We start from the raw sequence: 15,830 nt of genomic DNA, 5'->3' as shown, positions 1-15,830 counted from the left end.
TTAATGGATATGTGTCATCGCGTTCGCCGCGCCTTGGGTGGCTCTGGTTTCGCCGTCTCGTAGCGCATCGCGTTGCCAATGACTGTAGTGGATAGCCTGTAGTAGCTACAGGGTCAATGAATGGAAATGGGGGGCGGCGGTGAAAGTTGATTGCAATTCACTTTCTGTCGAAAACGTCATGATGTCGACGCTTGCTCGCCATCTTGGGGGGCGCACCTCTCTATCCGGTTAGCGAAGCGGCGCCGGCTTCTCCGTCAGAACTGAGGTCTGCTGGCGGCGGTCCCGAAGACACAGCTCTTCCCTGGGAGATCTGCCCGGTGCGTGGAAGATGGTCGCAGGCGCCATTGGGCACCTTGCCGGCGGCCGTGCCTCCTGACCCATGGCAGTAACGTTAGGCTCGGAGCCCGCAGGGGCCGTATAGCTCGCAACGAGATAAACAGGCCGCCGCTTGACCTCGTTGAACAGCCGCCCGACGTACTCCCCGAGTACCCCCAGAAAGACGAGCTGCAGGCCGCCGAGCATCAGTAAGACCGTCATCATCGATGGATAGCCGTGTACGGGATCACCATAGATGAGCGTCTTGCCAACGATGAAGGTGGCCATGCAAAAGGCAGGAATCGCCACAAGCAGGCCAATCGACGTGGCGAACTTCAGCGGTACGGTGGAAAAGGCAGTAATGCCATCCACGGCAAAGCGCAGCAGCTTGCGGTAGTTGAACTTGGTCGTTCCCGATGCCCGCGCGTCGCGGCGATACATGACAGCGGTCTGGCGGAATCCGATCCAGGAATAAAGCCCCTTCATGAACCTGTGCTGCTCTCGAAGCTGTCCCAGCGCGGCAACGGCACGTCGGCTCATGACGCGAAAGTCGCCGGTGTCGGCCGGGATTTCCGTATCGCTGAGCTTGCCCATCAATCGGTAGAACCAGTGCGCGGTGAACTTCTTGAGCAACGACTCGCCGTCACGAGAGGTACGCGTGGCATAAACCACGTCGAAACCCTCGCGCCATTTATCGATCAAGGCAGGAATCAACTCGGGCGGGTCTTGCAGGTCGGCATCGATAATCACCACAGCGTCGCCGCCCGCCATATCGAGGCCCGCAGTCAATGCAGCTTCTTTGCCGAAGTTGCGACTGAGCTCGACAATTCCGACGCGTGCTTCGTTGGCCTTCAGCTGGTGCGCCAGTTCTAGCGATCGGTCTCGGCTGCCATCGTCGACATAGATAATCTCGTAGTCAGATGCCAGTCTCTCCATGACGCGGAGAAGCCGAAAGTGAAACTGGGGCAAGACGGCTTCTTCATTGAAGAGCGGCACGACAACCGAAATCTTTTCGGTTGGCAGGGTGGAAGCATTCATCGCATCGCTCCATTCATGAACGTCCAGTTCGCATGGAGTACGTAGTTGACTAACATGACTAAAAGGGTCGAGACGATCTGGGCAATCAGATAGTGCAGGCCGACCGCCAGTCCTGCCAACATCAGAAGTGAGTTGAGCAGGAACGCCAGGGCCGAGACCAGGAAGAACCTGACGAAGGCGATACGCTCGGGGTGAACGTGTACGAACACCCAACGGCTGCTGATGAAGTAGTGGGTCAGCAGTCCAACGACGCTACCGGCTGCCGACGCCGGGAGCGCAGGCGCACCAGAGCTGACGAGCGCGATCAGCGTGACATAGTGCAACGCAGTAGCTGTCGCGCCAGCGCCAAGAAACCGCACGAATCGCGCTGTGATGTTCATGGCTTTTGCACCAGAACGTTGACCCCATGCTGGCTGAGCACGGTCGTATCCGTTCCGAGCAAAGTCTTCAGGCGCTCGAAGGTGTCCTTGCGCATGACGGCGAGCTTGTGTCCGGAGGCCTTCCATCGCTGTACAAACGCTGCTTCATCGGCGATCCACTTGTTTGGTTCGACAGAGAAGCCAAGATCCAGCTCGGATCTGGCGGCCACAATGATGGGCTCCCGCTCGGCATAGAACGCCAGGCCTCGGTCAATCTGCCCGACGTTGAACAGTTCCGTGTCGATGCGGGCCGCTGCCTTGACTTCCATGCCGATCGGCTTGATGGAGAGCGATTCAAATGCCCGGGACGCCAGCAATCCCGCCTGCAGGCCGGCAAGCGTGGTCAGGGACGCAACGGCGACCGCGCGAAGACTGCGGCCCCGAATTGCGATGCCAAAGGCCAGGAAGCCGCCAAGCACCAGGATCGCCATGGCGATGAAGCCCCATATTTGAAGCGATGCGGGGTCGCTCACGTCGCGCTTGAGCATCGCGCTCGAAAGTGTCGGGTGCCACAGCAGGAACGCGATGGCTACGCCGAGCACTGGCAAGGAAAGGAAGCTTGCGGCAAGGGTGGTGCGAGTCACGCCCATCGCGCGATGGGCAAGCAGTACGGCCGCCGGCGGAAAGGCCGGGAGGATATAGAGCGGCAGCTTAGAGCGGGAAATCGAGAAAAAGCCAATGACAACGATCACCCATATCGACAGAAATAGCTGGGAATCGAAGCTCCGCGTTGTCCGGGCCATCCCCGGCCGAGGTACGATGGCGCCGGGAATCAGAGCGATGAATGGCAGAACACCGGCGGCGCCCACTGCAAAGAAGAACCAGAAGGGCTTGTCTCGCTCGTGCACCGAGGATGAGAACCTTGCAAAATGTTCGTGGATGAAGAAGTAGTTCAGAAACTCCGGGTTGCGCATCGAGACCACGATGATCCACGGCACTGCTATCGCTACGGCGAGCAGACTCCAGCGCCAGAATTTCGTGTTCAGGAAGCCGAAGAGCTGTCCCGTAAGGAGCGCATATAGCAGTAACGTCATCGCAGGAAGCACGATGGCGATCAAGCCTTTGGCCAGGAACGCCAGTCCAACCAGCAGCCAGACGACAGGAAACAAACGCTGGTTCTGGGTCTGGTACGCCACAGTGAATACCAAGGCTGCGCTTCCGAGAAGCGCGCCTACGCCAATGTCCGTCGTTGTTAGGTTCGAGCCGAGAATCCAGAGTGGGGCGCCGATAAGTGCCAGCGCCGCGGCCAGGCCAATCAGGCTTCCGTAGAGCAATCGGGCTGCCCACCATGCGGCAGCTACCCCTAAGAGTCCCGCGAGCGCACTCCAGATCCGAGCAGTCCATTCTGACGGGCCGAAGATCATGTAGGCGCTGGCTGTGGCCCAGTACTGCAGAGGCGGTTTGTCGAAAAACTTGACGCCGTTCAGTCGCGGCGTAACCCAGTCGCCTGAGACGTACATTTCGCGCGGAACTTCGGCATATCGCCCCTCATCGGGCTCATACAACGGGCGCACAGCTAGCGTGAAAATCCAGAGGACCGCCAAGATCGCGATGGTCAAGGCCAAGAGAATCTTTCGCTTCAAGAGACTGTCCATCAAGGTTTTCGGCGACAGTTGCCACCAATGTTTCTCAAATACGGCCAGCCGCAGTGAAGGGCCAGGGCCTCGGAGGTATTGCGTTGCTTTCGTGACGTTGTGCGTGTGGCAGAACACGCGGCGCATTCTTGAGCTCCACGAGGAGCAGATGTGTTTCACTGGGAGCCGATTAGACGGCGGGCCGTCGGAGTGCGTTTGCCGAGCTTGGGGGCCCCTCGCTCCCCGGGAACGAACATCGGGATTCTAGGGGGCGTACCTGTCGGGGGGATTGCGAGATGATGACGGCGTGGCCACTAGTGAGTGTCCAGCGAGAGCAGCCGGAATGTTGTAGCGTCGCCCCCGCGGCCGGAAGGATGGCTAGTAACTGTTTTGCAATGTGTGCGCAATCTTCCTCATGGTAGACTTGTGCCGCTCACGCGTTGGCGTCGGACACGCCAACGCGCCGAAGTCGACAGACCGGTCGCAAAGTTAGGTGAGGGGCCGTCGCGGGCCGCAGTGCTGGGAGGATCCCTTCACGCAGTGGAATGCGTGGAAGACCTCGCGTCACGCGGTCAATATTAGCGTCCGCTTTGTTGATGATCTCAGCCTTTCAGGCATGGGATTTCCTCCATTTCACTACCAAATCCTCCGATTCCCATGCACTTGCGGAGGCAGGTGTCGGCACGTTAAGGGCAGCGGTAATGGCCCGGCTCGTGATTCGTGAGGGGTGGCGTCGCACCATGTATAAACTGGGCGTCGTTGCTACCAGTCTGAAGGCTCGACAGCGGGCGATGATCTGGCAAGACGAAGCAGCCGTCTAGCTCATGCGGAATTTCCTGCTGTTGATGCAAATTCAGTTCGAACGGTGGAACTTGACTCCATCGGAGATGGACGTGGTAACGCTTCTCATGAACAGACTTCTTCAAGCTATACACGATAACCATTCCGCAATGGATGGCAGATTGGTTCGATATCCTGATTCCGGCAGTTGAGGTGGTTCTGATAGGCGCGGTTGCACGGCTAGCGATGCGAATCGCAAGTCGGTCACTTCGCAAGCTGACTAACACGTACTCACTATCGGCCAAGGTTACCGCGCTTTCATTGCGTGTTGTCGCGACTATCGTCTATGTGGCGGTCACCCTCTGGGCCCTGGAGCGTTTGGGCGTATCTGGGGCCGTGCTATGGACGGCATTCACGGGCTTCGCGACCGTGGGTGCGGTCGCGTTCTTCGCTGCATGGAGCGTGCTGACGAACTTGTTCTGTGCGCTGCTTATCTACTTTACCCGGGCTTTCCGCATCGGGGAAACAGTTGAGCTGCTGGAGAATGGGGAAAAGCCGGGGATAAAAGGACGGGTAGTGAATATCAACCTAGTTTATACGACGTTGCTGGAAGCGACGTACGACGGCCAAGAGATCGTGCTACGGCTACCGAATAGCCTTGTCTTTCAGCATGTTCTTCGCCGATGGAAGTAGCGTCGGACGATCACTCCACTCTGCCCACTAGCGTTTGAGTTCCTCCTGCAATGTCCCTGCGCACCGCATCCCCAGCACTACTAGCGGCACTCCTCTTCGGTGCCAGTACACCCGTCGCCAAAGCCCTGACAGGAGCAATTTCACCGCTCCTACTTGCAGGCTTTTTGTACCTTGGTAGTGGCGTTGGCCTGGCGCTGGTGGTCGTAGCTCGACGGCTGTGGCGTTCGTCTAGTTCGCCGAGTGAAAAGATCGGCATACCCAAGGCTGATTGGGGCTGGCTATTGGGCACCATTCTGGCCGGTGGCATCGCCGGCCCAGCGCTTTTGATGACGGGGCTCGTTTCAACCGCTGCCGCCTCGGCGTCGCTCCTCCTGAACATGGAGGGGGTTTTGACGGCGTTGATTGCCTGGGTCGTGTTCAAGGAAAACGCTAACCGGCAGATCGTGCTCGGCATGATCGCCATTGTCGCGGGCAGCTTGATGCTCTCATGGCAGTCGGGAAGCCTGCAGTTGTTGATGGGCGCATTACTTCTCGTCGGGGCCTGCTTGTGCCGGGCGGTGGACAACAACCTGACGCGCAAGGTGTCGAGCAACGATGCGCACTTGCTGGCTTGCATCAAAGGTGGGCGCCGGACTTTGCAATACTGCGTTGGCCTTGGGGCAGGACGCGATGTTGCCCCCGCCCACTGTCCTAGCCGGTGCGATGTTGGTCGGATTCGCTGGCTATGGTATTAGTCTTGCGCTCTTCGTAGTGGGGTTGCGTGCTCTTGATTCCGCTCGAACTGGAGCATACTTTTCCGTTGCCCCATTGTTCGGGGTGCTGATCTCGTTCTTGATTTGGCCGGAGGCTCCAAGCGTAACGTTCGGGTCTGCCGCAGTCTTGATGGCACTCGGGATCTGGCTGCATTTGCGGGAGCGGCACGAACACGAGCACGTGCATGTGACGCTTGATCATAGCCATTCGCACCGGCATGACGAGCATCACCACCACACGCACGATTTTCCGTGGGACGGCAGAGATCCGCATCGGCATAGGCATTATCACAAGCCAATGGTGCATAAACATCTCCACTATCCTGACGTTCACCACCGGCATTCGCACTAGTGGATCGCGGACGACACTTCACATTCCGGCGGAATGTCTGCTCAGGGCTTGACCCTGCGCGCTATCCTTCTTCGCCCTGAAGGACGAGGCTTGCCGCGCCCAAGGGGCATCGTATTGTCGTTCCGTTGGGCTCACCCCGCTCAACCGCTTCGATACAGCAACTCACCGCAGTGATTGCAGAAGTGTCGTTGGTGGATTGCATATCCCGACTCGTCGCGCCACAAGCGAATACTTCGCGAGCCGCAGAATTTGCACGCAATGCCGGTGGGCGTTTTGCAGGTCGGGTTCGCTGCCAGGTATTCGGCTAGCGTGGGCGTGCTGGAAGACCGCATTAGTGCCAGAATCCCGACGACAAACCATGAACCGAAAATGCCAGCGATGAACCAGAACATTTCGCTCCGGCCCTTGCGGCGAGCCATTCGTCGAGCCATATATGCAGGCAGCCCGTTGATCAATATGAACATCGCGATGGCAGTGAGCATTAAACCTCCAAGGTATGCCGATTGGCGGTGAGGGGCATGATTCTAACGTCCGCTAGACACGCTTCAACCGCGGCCGTCCGCGAAGGCGTTTTCGATTAGGTGCATTTGGTGAGGACAGGACCCCGGTGCAGCAGGGGCATTGGAACGAGTTGCTCAGTTCGATGCGTGCGGCGGCATTCGAGGCAAGGTATGGCGTTCCGCAACTCCGGCATGTCTTGATGGCGAGCTCGTTGTTGCTGGCGAATGAACGCAGTAGGTGGAGCGCGCGTTCTGTTGGAAGCCTATCTTCTCTGAACATCCGGTTGCTGACATCCATCGCAGCTAGAAAGGCTGAGGGGATATTCAAATCGGATGCCAAGGCGCATCGGAAGAGCCAGACTTGGAACGTCGACTGGACTCGCCTGGAGCCAGAATCGAGGTACCAAATCGCGGAATCAGGTTGCTTCCCGGATGGCGAAGACTCGCCGTGCAGTAGGGTGTAGAGGTCCCGCGTGCGCTTGGGCGTAACGTTGAACAACGTGGCCACACTCATGGCTCGACACCCGAGCTTGATGAAGGCTTCGCAATACCCATCGACGGCCAATCTCGGAAGTTGAAAGTGACCCCATACGCCCGAATGCGGCATTCGATCCGCGCGAGTTGGGGACGTATCCATCAGGTAGTGTGCAACGAGTTCCGGCGTCAACGTTCCAGCAACAGCCTCGTACCAAAAGAGTCGGTTCTGGATACGCCACTGAAATAGAGGCACCCGTCTTTCCGAGATCGCGAGATCAATCTCATGTTGCGGCACCGAGCGAAGGTACGCCGCCAGGTCGTTGGAGATGCCTAGTAACGGAGCCGCGAGCGCTGACATGTTGAGCACGTCGTACATGGCGCCGACGTACGAGCGGTTTGCCTGTTCAAGAAGCATCGAATCGACGATGGACAGTTCAGGCATCTTCTTGCGCAGATCGACGAGTGTCTTGGTGGGCGTCCGGCCGTCGATGAAAGATCGCCAATCCTCAGGCGTGGATAGTGTGGGGGCGTAGGCGAGAAACGGACTATTGAAGATGAGCGCCGATATGGACAAGTCGTCTCGAAGCTGGGCAAGTTGCGACTGGTCTACCTCGAACGCCGATGCGAGCCCTGTATTGACCGTCATCGCGTTCAGCAGATACGACGAGAGACGAAAATTGGCAGAGAAGACCCGGTCCAAGACCCACGTGGGAACACTCTGTTGGGGGTTGTTGGGTGCGGCAGGTTTCAAGATCAATCTCCGAATGCTGTCTGCACGGCATCCGACAGCGCGCGCATGCTGTCGCGGATGGACGCGATGTGAGGCTGGTGTTCTCGGCTGAAGGTGCCAAGACCGGTCGCCGAGCGAACCTTCATGGTGGCCTCGTCGATGTCTGCTTTCAGCCCGGCCAGCCGAATTTCGATGCGCCCCTTTTCGGCAGCAGTTGTTTCGCGGTCAAGAAGCTCCGACGCTATCGAATTGAGCTGCTGCTTTTTCACGTTGAGCTGGTTCTCGGTTTCGGCGAGTTCACGCCTCGCGGTGTCGATCGCGTCAGATACGCTCTTGTACCCCGATGGAACCACCTCGACTTTGACCTCGCGTACCACTTCGCGTACTCGCATCTCGGCTATCGCCTTCTCGGCACCTTCCTTTTCCAGCCTCAGTCGATCGATAGAAACGCGTTGGGACTGGACCGTGTGACTTTGAGAGTCGAGCGCTGCCTGTGCCGCGGCGAGTGCTTCGCGGTGCTCGGACTCTTTGGTGTCGGCGCTGGTCGCCCGCTCGCGCAAATACTTGATCTCCAGTTCGAGTTCAGTTTTCTGTGCCAATCCGTTGGAGAGTTGTTCCTTCGCGCTCTCCAAGGCCGCCATCAACGTGTTGACCTCATCAGAGGCTGCGCGATACCTCTCGATGAACGGGAGGATCTCGTCGCGAGAGAAGGATTCGTGGCGCTTCTTCGCATTGACCAGTAGCTGGACCTCCTCCTCCGAGATGTCGGATCGTTTCAGGATCGTGAGTTCGCCCAGGTTCAGAAACTCGATCGCCTCGTTGCTGTTCACGAATCGCTGGTACACCTGGAGATATTGAATCGCGGTGTGTTTGCTGATCTGCAGGCTTCGGGAGGCGTAATCGTTCAGCAGGCGACTCGCCTGCGCCCGCGCTTTGGTCGGGTTATCGAGGCGTTTGTTTATGGCGATGTAGAGCGTCTGGTGGATGTCGGCCAGGTGAGACCCGATAATCATGTACTCGGTACGGATTCGATCTCGCGCCTGGGAAATCTGCTCGGCAGCATGAACGATGCGGCCGATTGATGCGGAGTCCACCTCGGAACCAAGCAGAAGCCGCGTGAGTTCGAGGATCGAGATTTCTCGGCGAGGCTCCGACTGTGCGAGGATATGGCTGTTGCTCATCGGGATGCGCGGGAAACCCCGTCCTTCAGGACGGGGATGGATAGCGCGGCGTGCTTAGCACGCCCTTCTCCCGTCTCTCCTTGTGAATAGCTATCTTTAGTTTGATAGTGGTAGCCGTCACCACGTTGAATGATCCGGCAATACTTGTGGCTGATGCCTTGGACTACCGCGCCGTCGGTCTGGATGTTGAACGATCCGCTGGCGCGCACTGCAACCCGCCCGGTATGAACACCAGCCTTCTTCCCGGAAGGGACGTTGGCGCAGACCCGGTCGCCCGTTTGAAACCCTTTGACTTGTTTCCTGCGCATCAGGTAACCGCGAGGGAACCCGTGCGCAGTGAGCCGAGTACGTTGATAGCTTCCGCGGCCCATGGCCTTGATCTGCAAGGTCGGCCGCCGCCAACCCGACACGTCGCAAACGTCACCGACGCACATTGCGTCAAGCGCGTGCGTTTTCGGCACGCCGAGGGTCACGCGGTTATATTTCGTCCGCCCGCCGGAGGCAAGTTCGACAGCCAAGCCCGTCGACTTCAGAGCGTTAGCTAACGCCCAACGCGTCGCATTGACGGCGGCAGCATCCTTCAGTGGACGCGATGCGGCCGCAAGTATGCGGGCCAGACGTTTCGGGTCGTCGACGTACTCGCGTACGTCATTTGCACCCTTGTCCTGGTTGCAGGGGCCGCAAGCCAGTCCAAGGTTACCGATGCGGTTCGTGCCGCCTTTTGCTCTCGCAGTCAAGTGCTCGATCTGAAGCGGGCGGTCCGTCGCGTCGCAATAGATGCATGTGCGCCCCCATTTTTTGAGCAGGTATTCGCGCACCTCGTAACCGGCGAGCGTACCCTGTTGGTACTCGACGCCAGAAATTTCCGGATTTTCCATTGCCTGCATGTCAAAGCGCACCAGCTCAGACGAGACGCCGTTGACGGGAGCCCAACGGCGGATGCGCTGAACCCATGCCATCGTCGTGTCCACGCGATGCTGGAGCGATGGCGCGAGCCAGCCAGCAGGGCGCGTACGATTCAGGAAGCGCGGAGCCCGATAACGCAGGTTCGCGCCGCGGCGACGCCGGCGCATGGAACGGCGAGCCGTCAGGGACTCGCTGATTTGACGGCCACGATGCACGAGTTCGAACAGGTTCAACACTGCCGCACCACGTCGGATCTCCCCGGATACGGAGCAAGCCAGCTCCGTATCGCGCACTAGCGCCCCCCCGGTCATCTTGCTGCCTGGGTCCAACTTGATACGCAGGGGCTGAAACTCGCAGTCATCGACCGTGCGGTCAACCAGACGGATAACGGCCGGCACAACGCGATGCACGCGCGCCCGGCGACGCTCAAGCAGTAATCGAGCGCGCTTCTCGGTGCATGGCATGAGCGGCTTGCCATGCTTGTCCAGAACAAAAACCGACATGATCGGCTCCTATGTATGTGCCCTTACGGGCCTTGTAACGCCTTCCTCATGGAAGGTCTCCCCTCGGGCAAGTTGTGCAGCAGATTGGGATGACTCCCGGCGATAGCCCGTTTCGTGCCTACCCGTGGCTTGTCTGCTGCCATCGCTTCCAGAGCGCCGAACTGAGGAAGCATTCGGCGGTGGGTCTGCGCACTTCTGCACAACGTAGCGGGCTGGTTACCGCTTGCCCTGGTCAATCTCGGGCTCTCAGGATTGCTCCCTCAAGCCCCTCCCTTCGGGGAGGGGTTATTGACGCTTCTTGTTCCTATGTGTTGATGGTGAACTTCGCTTTCCCGTCCAATCGTTTAAGGCTACAGCCGGCCTTGCAAAGTCAAGGGCAAAGAAAGGGCTGGCGAATCGGTGTCATCCGCACCGAATGCGTCAATAAGGGGGCGAAGTGCTACAGGGTGGCCTGCAGTCGGTGTGTAGATCCGTGTTTCGGAACCCTTCGAGTCCAATGTCAAGGGCAGCGGCAATGGGCGAGAACTCGGCGCGCTGGCACGCCTCCGAGGGAGATTAGTCCCGGTCGCGATCGTCATTAGTTGTGAAAGCTCGCTAGTTCGACCTAGTTTTTGAAGGTGGCCGTCAAATGATCACCTCAAGGACCTAGTTATCGACGCGAAGGGAGCGTGGCTACAGACCTCCCATAGGAGGGATGTCATGTATATACAAGTCGCGATGTTGCTGGGACCCGCTGCTGGGCCGCGGAGCAGCGGCACCGTTCTCAGCCGCCAGCACCGTCCATTTCCCAATATCATGATCTTGGGTTGATCCCGGAAAGAGGCACTATTTATGCCGTCTTTCAGCGGCAAATATGAGGACCGCGGGGGTGAGGGGATGGCGTTGCGCGCGCATTAGAAGTGGTGTAGATTCTGATCTGCGTGCTCACGCATCGACCTCGGCGAATGTTTTAGTCTCTCTTCTCGCCCATTCAATTTCCCGATCACATAGCGTTCTTGCGCAATGCTCCGGCATGCCGCAAGCGCGTTGTCGTGCCCGCTTCGAAGGATTCCTTGCTCATCGAGCATCGAATAATCGCCTGGCAGTTCAGCCAGGAAATCCAACTGCTTCGTTTTCTAGAGAGAAAGCCATGGAATCCTTCGCCAACAACGCGATCAAGCGTCCGTTCAAGCTGTTCATGTTCTGCATGGTGCTGTACCTGGCCGCGCAATCAATCGTCGTCGGCGCCTTTCTGGCCATCGTCGGCACATCGTGGCTGTATCACCGCTTCATCGCGTTCGCGAGCAAGACTCCGGCAGCGCCGAAGGTGTCCACGCCCGAGCCCGCCAAGCGGGACAAGCCGCCGCAGGCCGTCGTCGAGTCGGCCGAAAAGCAGTACGAGCACTCGGCCGTCGTGATGTCGATTCGCAGAACGGGAACGGACCGCCGTTCTTGATTCCTCGCCGCCCCCTTCCTGGGGGCGGCAGTCCCACCTGTCGCGGGTATTCGATGCCCGCCGACAAGGCGGGTAGATCGGGTCCCGTATCGGAGACCTTCATGGATCAAACTCCGTCGGGATGGCAGTTGGACTTCTTCGGTGAAGCTACCGCCATCCTTGTTTCCCCTCCCAAGGTTGATCCCCTCCCGGATCCTTCGCTATGGAGCGAGGCTGTCCGAGAGCAAATGATCGACGCACTCATCAGCCTGGCGTGCGATAGCCGCAGAGGCGACAACACGCCGGAGTCACTAGTTGACTGTGCGGAGATGCTTCGAGATCGTATCAAGCGAAAGCCGCTCGACCTCGGGGATTACTCGATGACGCTCGGTTGGATCTTCGGATACTGGGATGGTGCGTTGCCCTATGCCTACGTCTGCGCAGTGAGCGGCGTGGATCCCGAGATGATGCAAGACGTCATCCTGAACAATGCCCTGCTCAGCCAAGACCTCAATGAGGTTCGCCGGATGTGCTGTGGCTCACTCCTTTGAAACATCATGGCCCTTCTGAACGCGATAAAGCGTCTGGGCGCTCAATTGCTTGGGGGCGCACCGGAAGGCCAGAGGCCGACCGATTCTGCAGTCGGGCAGGGCGCCCCGAACGAAACCCAGATCACGATAGCTGATCTCCCGCATCTGTTTCGTGATGAGGGAGACAGCATCGTGCATTTCGTTGCAACCTTCGAGCATCGTGTGACGGAGACCCGATTCGGACAAAAGCTCTTGCCAGAAGTGGTGCCGCGCTGGAATAAGCACGCGGTCCTCCACGGCTGTACGGTGGAGCAGGCGATAGCCAAGACGCTCTCTCAGGTGCGCTCCTTGTCTTCCGGCGCGACGCCTCCTGCTCCGGCATCACCGGCAACGCGGGTGAGAGAACGAGTCGCCCGGGTCGCTCATGACGACGATGCGAGGCAGCCAGGGAAGCCACAGTTTTCCGAGGCTACTGCAGCGCAGCCCGTGCTTGGCAGCAGGTCATCGACCGTTGGCCGGCTTGCGTTTTGGGGCGAGATGAAATTCCCCAAACGTGGCGTTACCCCACCCAAGTTCTACACCTCGTTCGCGATCCGGGTCGACACCGGTGTCGCGGCCGAAGTGACGCTTCAAGGCGAGGGTCTCAAGGACGCCATCGCGGAAGCGAAATGCGTGATTGGCGACCACGTGAGGGTGACCCGGCTCGAAAAGGTAAAGGTGCCGGCGTTCCACGAACGTACCGGCAAGCCCTTGCTCGACAACGAAGGCAATCAGAAGCTATGGGACAAATGGCTCTGGCGCATCGACAAAATTCATTAACCAGGAATCAACATGGCATCTATCAACAAAGTCATTCTCGTTGGGAACCTCGGAGCGGATCCCGAAACCCGTTACATGCCCAGCGGCGACGCCGTGACGAACATTCGCCTGGCGACCACCGACCGCTACAAGGACAAGCAGAGCGGCGAGACGAAGGAAGCCACCGAGTGGCACCGCATCGCCTTCTTCGGCAAGCTGGCGGAGATCGCGGGCCAGTATCTGAAGAAAGGCTCGTCGGTATATATCGAGGGCCGCATCCGGACACGCAAGTGGACGGACCAGTCGGGTGCAGAGAAGTACAGCACCGAAATCATCGCAGACCAAATGCAGATGCTCGGCTCGCGCCAGGGTATGGGCGGAGGCGATGGTGATGACAACGGCGGCAGTCGTCAATCGGGCGTTGGCGGCTACGGCTCGCGCAGTGGCCAGGGCAGCGGCCAGGGCAGCGGCCAGGGCAGAGGCCAGGGTGGCGGTGGCCAGCAGGACGGCGGCGCAGCGCGCCGTCCGCAGCCGGCACCGTCGAATGGCTTCGAGGACATGGACGACGATATTCCGTTCTAGCCCGGAACAGACTTAGGTCTTAACGATTCACTTCTTGATCACTGCTGCGCCGGGTTTCCCGGCGCAGCAGTGCATTCTTCTCGGCCGCTCGGCCAATCTCTCCTTCGCCTCCCACGCCATGCTGAAACGACCTTCTGGCCATCGCCGGGATGTGGTTTGAGCAAGCGTTTCCTCGCCTGTCTCAGGCATCGACCAACCTCTCCAATCGGAGTGCAGCCCATGAAGAAACTGAGTGACATCTTGAAGACTTGGACGCCCGCTCAATGGGACGCCCTGTTGCAGCAATACTTGCCAGCAGCCGTCCTGACGGACAGCTTCTGGCTAGGCCGTCCTGGTCCGTGCCCCATGTGCGGAGGCCACGATCGCTTCACGTTCGACAATAAGAACGGCCGGGGCGATTGGGTGTGCCGTAAGTGCAATAACGGATCTCCGATGGCTGGAGACGGGATTCAGCTCGTGTGCAATGTGAATCGCCTGACGTTCCAAGAGCTGGCTTCCCAGCTTCTTGGCAATGCCATGCCAATGCCTGCCCAGGCGCGTCCGGTGCTGGCTTCTCGCCAGAGGAGTGGCATGACACCGGAGGCGAAGCGCAAGCGGATTGATCGCCAGTGGACCAAAGCGAAGCCGCTCGCGCAAGGTGATCATGCGATGAAGTATCTCGCATCGCGGGTGCCGGGGCTGAGGGCGCCTCGCCCGATCGCTCTGCGGTTGTCAACGCAGGAATACTGGCACGAAGGAACACTGATTGGCCAGTTCCCAACGATCGTCGCGCAGTTCACGCTGCCTGATGGTCGAATGGCCACGGTGCACCGCACTGCGTTGGACTCAGTCACTCCGGCGAAGGCGACCGTGATGACGGCCGACGGCGAGATCCTGGACGCTAAGCGAAATGATGTGTCTGCGCTTCCCCTGGCGGGCGGCGCCGTGCGTCTGATGCCTCCGCGTGACGGTGTGCTCGGGGTGGCAGAAGGCCTCGAGACTGCATATGCCGCGCACATGCTCTTCGGCGTGCCGACATGGTATTGCTTGAACCGAGTTCTGCTGAGCCAGTTCGTCGTGCCGGAAGGTCTCGGCATACACACCGTGCACATCTTCGCGGACTTCGATCAGATCGATCCGAAGACGGGAAAGTCGCCGGGCATGGCCGACGCACTTGCGCTCGAGAAACGCTTGCGCGTGGGGGGCCTGAAGGTGGTCATTCATCGTCCCAAGCTCCGTGGCACGGACTTCTGCGACGAGTGGAAGACCAGCCGGCAACTGAGCACGATGGCGCCGGCAACCATGCCCGCCTGATTTTCGACCGCCCGATAGGGCGATGTCTCAACCGCTGCCCCGTGGGTCCATCCCACGGGGGCGGACACCTGCGGCAGGTTTCTCGAAGGAGAAATGCAATGCTGAAGGGATTTGTTGTGTTCGTCGGTCACATGGAGATTCGTGCGATGCGCAGCACGCCGGCCGGCATGGTGCAGGCGTGCCAGTCGGAAGCCGACTCCTACCAGGTGTTTCAGCGCCATGCTGATCGGGAAGCCGAACTGCGTCGCACCGAAGCGAATTTCGATACCGCTTTTTCCTATGCCGTTCGCCGTGCGATTTTGCACTGAGTGGTCAACCCGTAACGACAAAGCCCGGCAGATGCCGGGCTTTTTTTTCGTTTCGGAGACGAGCGACCTAGGGTTGGCGGCGAGACCGCAGGCCGCGGTAGATGACAAGGGCTGCCTCCCACACACACCAGCCGATAAGGGTAGTAAAGACGAAGACGTTGATGTCGTGGTTGGTGGACAAATATTCGAACATCGGTAGCTCCAAGATTCTTGTTTTCGATCAGTCTAGCATGCCATAAAGCGCCAACTCGTCAAGCCGCGACTAGACGAATCTGGCCATCGCGTCATTGAGTGCGCCGAGGTCCAGGGCATCAATTGACAATGCTGGCGACAAGTCAGCAGCGGCTTCGTCGACGCCAGACGGGGCGAGCGGTGGCGCTTGCTGCGACCCCGCCAGGTCATGCGCCGGCACTGCCTGCGCGGGTGGTGGCGCGCTAACCTGAAAGGCATCGCGCTCGCCGGCGGGGCTCGGTTCGGGTCTGGCCGACTGGCTGATCAAACGGGCAGTTGGCAAGAGCGTGACGGGGCTTGCCCCAGCCATGACCTCGAGTCCGCGCTGTGCCAAGAGCCTGAACACGAACGTACGCTCGCGCGCGCTAGTAAACTGTCTGAGATACTTGATCAGATCGGGGCAAGCGTCCGCTGAAAGCGTGACGGTGATCTGCAATTTCTCCGTCATGTGTTC

General features: G+C 59.2%; 15 protein-coding genes and 1 pseudogene. 8 read left to right on the top strand and 8 right to left on the bottom strand.

Going from position 1 to position 15,830, the window contains the following annotated elements; translation table 11 throughout:
- Positions 1-228: 228 nt before the first annotated feature.
- From AC3WXD_RS24695 to AC3WXD_RS24685, 3 genes are read right to left on the bottom strand one after another with little or no spacing between them, the layout of a single operon-like run.
- On the bottom strand, positions 229-1,353 hold the full coding sequence (locus AC3WXD_RS24695) for a glycosyltransferase family 2 protein (protein ID WP_059414492.1): 1,125 nt from the start codon (positions 1,351-1,353) through the stop codon (positions 229-231).
- Positions 1,350-1,733, bottom strand: a complete 384-nt coding sequence (locus AC3WXD_RS24690; RefSeq protein WP_059414490.1) for a GtrA family protein — start codon at positions 1,731-1,733, stop codon at positions 1,350-1,352. The genes AC3WXD_RS24695 and AC3WXD_RS24690 overlap by 4 nt, the downstream gene beginning before the upstream one ends.
- Positions 1,730-3,367: a glycosyltransferase family 39 protein gene (locus AC3WXD_RS24685; protein ID WP_197090441.1), complete on the bottom strand. Its 1,638-nt coding sequence runs from the start codon at positions 3,365-3,367 to the stop codon at positions 1,730-1,732. The genes AC3WXD_RS24690 and AC3WXD_RS24685 overlap by 4 nt, the downstream gene beginning before the upstream one ends.
- Positions 3,368-4,300: 933 nt before the next feature.
- Between AC3WXD_RS24685 and AC3WXD_RS24680 the strand changes: the two genes are divergently transcribed.
- Entirely contained in the window at positions 4,301-4,819 is a 519-nt protein-coding gene (locus AC3WXD_RS24680; RefSeq protein WP_454727994.1) for a mechanosensitive ion channel domain-containing protein, read from the top strand.
- Between the two features lie 50 nt (positions 4,820-4,869).
- Positions 4,870-5,923 (top strand): annotated as a pseudogene (locus AC3WXD_RS24675) (DMT family transporter).
- A gap of 140 nt (positions 5,924-6,063) precedes the next feature.
- Here AC3WXD_RS24675 and AC3WXD_RS24670 read toward each other — a convergent pair.
- The 4 genes from AC3WXD_RS24670 to iscB are packed head-to-tail and all read right to left on the bottom strand — an operon-like array spanning position 6,064 to position 10,220.
- Complete coding sequence (locus AC3WXD_RS24670) at positions 6,064-6,405, bottom strand: hypothetical protein (protein WP_156174001.1); 342 nt, start codon at positions 6,403-6,405, stop codon at positions 6,064-6,066.
- Between the two features lie 52 nt (positions 6,406-6,457).
- Positions 6,458-7,651, bottom strand: coding sequence for a FlhC family transcriptional regulator (locus AC3WXD_RS24665; RefSeq protein ID WP_082080008.1), 1,194 nt, complete (start codon positions 7,649-7,651; stop codon positions 6,458-6,460).
- A gap of 2 nt (positions 7,652-7,653) precedes the next feature.
- Positions 7,654-8,811 (bottom strand): hypothetical protein, encoded by a 1,158-nt coding sequence (locus AC3WXD_RS24660; RefSeq protein WP_059414487.1) that lies wholly within the window; start codon positions 8,809-8,811, stop codon positions 7,654-7,656.
- Positions 8,808-10,220 carry an RNA-guided endonuclease IscB gene (gene iscB / locus AC3WXD_RS24655; RefSeq protein ID WP_082080005.1) on the bottom strand — a complete coding sequence of 471 codons (1,413 nt, stop codon included), beginning with the start codon at positions 10,218-10,220 and terminating at the stop codon, positions 8,808-8,810. The genes AC3WXD_RS24660 and iscB overlap by 4 nt, the downstream gene beginning before the upstream one ends.
- A gap of 1,129 nt (positions 10,221-11,349) precedes the next feature.
- On the opposite strand from iscB, the gene AC3WXD_RS24650 reads away from it, so the two are divergent.
- The 6 genes from AC3WXD_RS24650 to AC3WXD_RS24625 all read left to right on the top strand — a co-directional run bounded on the left by AC3WXD_RS24650 (position 11,350) and on the right by AC3WXD_RS24625 (position 15,145).
- Positions 11,350-11,655, top strand: a complete 306-nt coding sequence (locus AC3WXD_RS24650) for a hypothetical protein (RefSeq protein ID WP_059414485.1) — start codon at positions 11,350-11,352, stop codon at positions 11,653-11,655.
- Between the two features lie 101 nt (positions 11,656-11,756).
- Positions 11,757-12,185, top strand: a complete 429-nt coding sequence (locus AC3WXD_RS24645) for a hypothetical protein (protein WP_059414483.1) — start codon at positions 11,757-11,759, stop codon at positions 12,183-12,185.
- 6 nt (positions 12,186-12,191) lie between these two features.
- A complete protein-coding gene (locus tag AC3WXD_RS24640) occupies positions 12,192-12,983 on the top strand; it encodes a hypothetical protein (protein ID WP_063923076.1) in 792 nt (263 codons plus the stop codon).
- 12 nt (positions 12,984-12,995) lie between these two features.
- On the top strand, positions 12,996-13,544 hold the full coding sequence (locus tag AC3WXD_RS24635; protein WP_059414479.1) for a single-stranded DNA-binding protein: 549 nt from the start codon (positions 12,996-12,998) through the stop codon (positions 13,542-13,544).
- Positions 13,545-13,763: 219 nt separating this feature from the next.
- Positions 13,764-14,837: a primase-helicase zinc-binding domain-containing protein gene (locus tag AC3WXD_RS24630; protein WP_059414477.1), complete on the top strand. Its 1,074-nt coding sequence runs from the start codon at positions 13,764-13,766 to the stop codon at positions 14,835-14,837.
- A gap of 98 nt (positions 14,838-14,935) precedes the next feature.
- Positions 14,936-15,145 carry a hypothetical protein gene (locus AC3WXD_RS24625; protein ID WP_059414475.1) on the top strand — a complete coding sequence of 70 codons (210 nt, stop codon included), beginning with the start codon at positions 14,936-14,938 and terminating at the stop codon, positions 15,143-15,145.
- A gap of 262 nt (positions 15,146-15,407) precedes the next feature.
- Here the strand turns inward: AC3WXD_RS24625 and AC3WXD_RS24620 are convergent, their stop codons facing one another.
- Positions 15,408-15,824 carry a hypothetical protein gene (locus AC3WXD_RS24620; RefSeq protein WP_059414473.1) on the bottom strand — a complete coding sequence of 139 codons (417 nt, stop codon included), beginning with the start codon at positions 15,822-15,824 and terminating at the stop codon, positions 15,408-15,410.
- Between the last annotated feature and the right edge of the window lie 6 nt (positions 15,825-15,830).

It is taken from the genome of Cupriavidus sp. FW216-B1 (assembly GCF_058789195.1).
The sequence above is the reverse complement of the archived record's forward strand: the minus strand, read 5'-3'. Positions and strand labels throughout refer to the sequence as shown.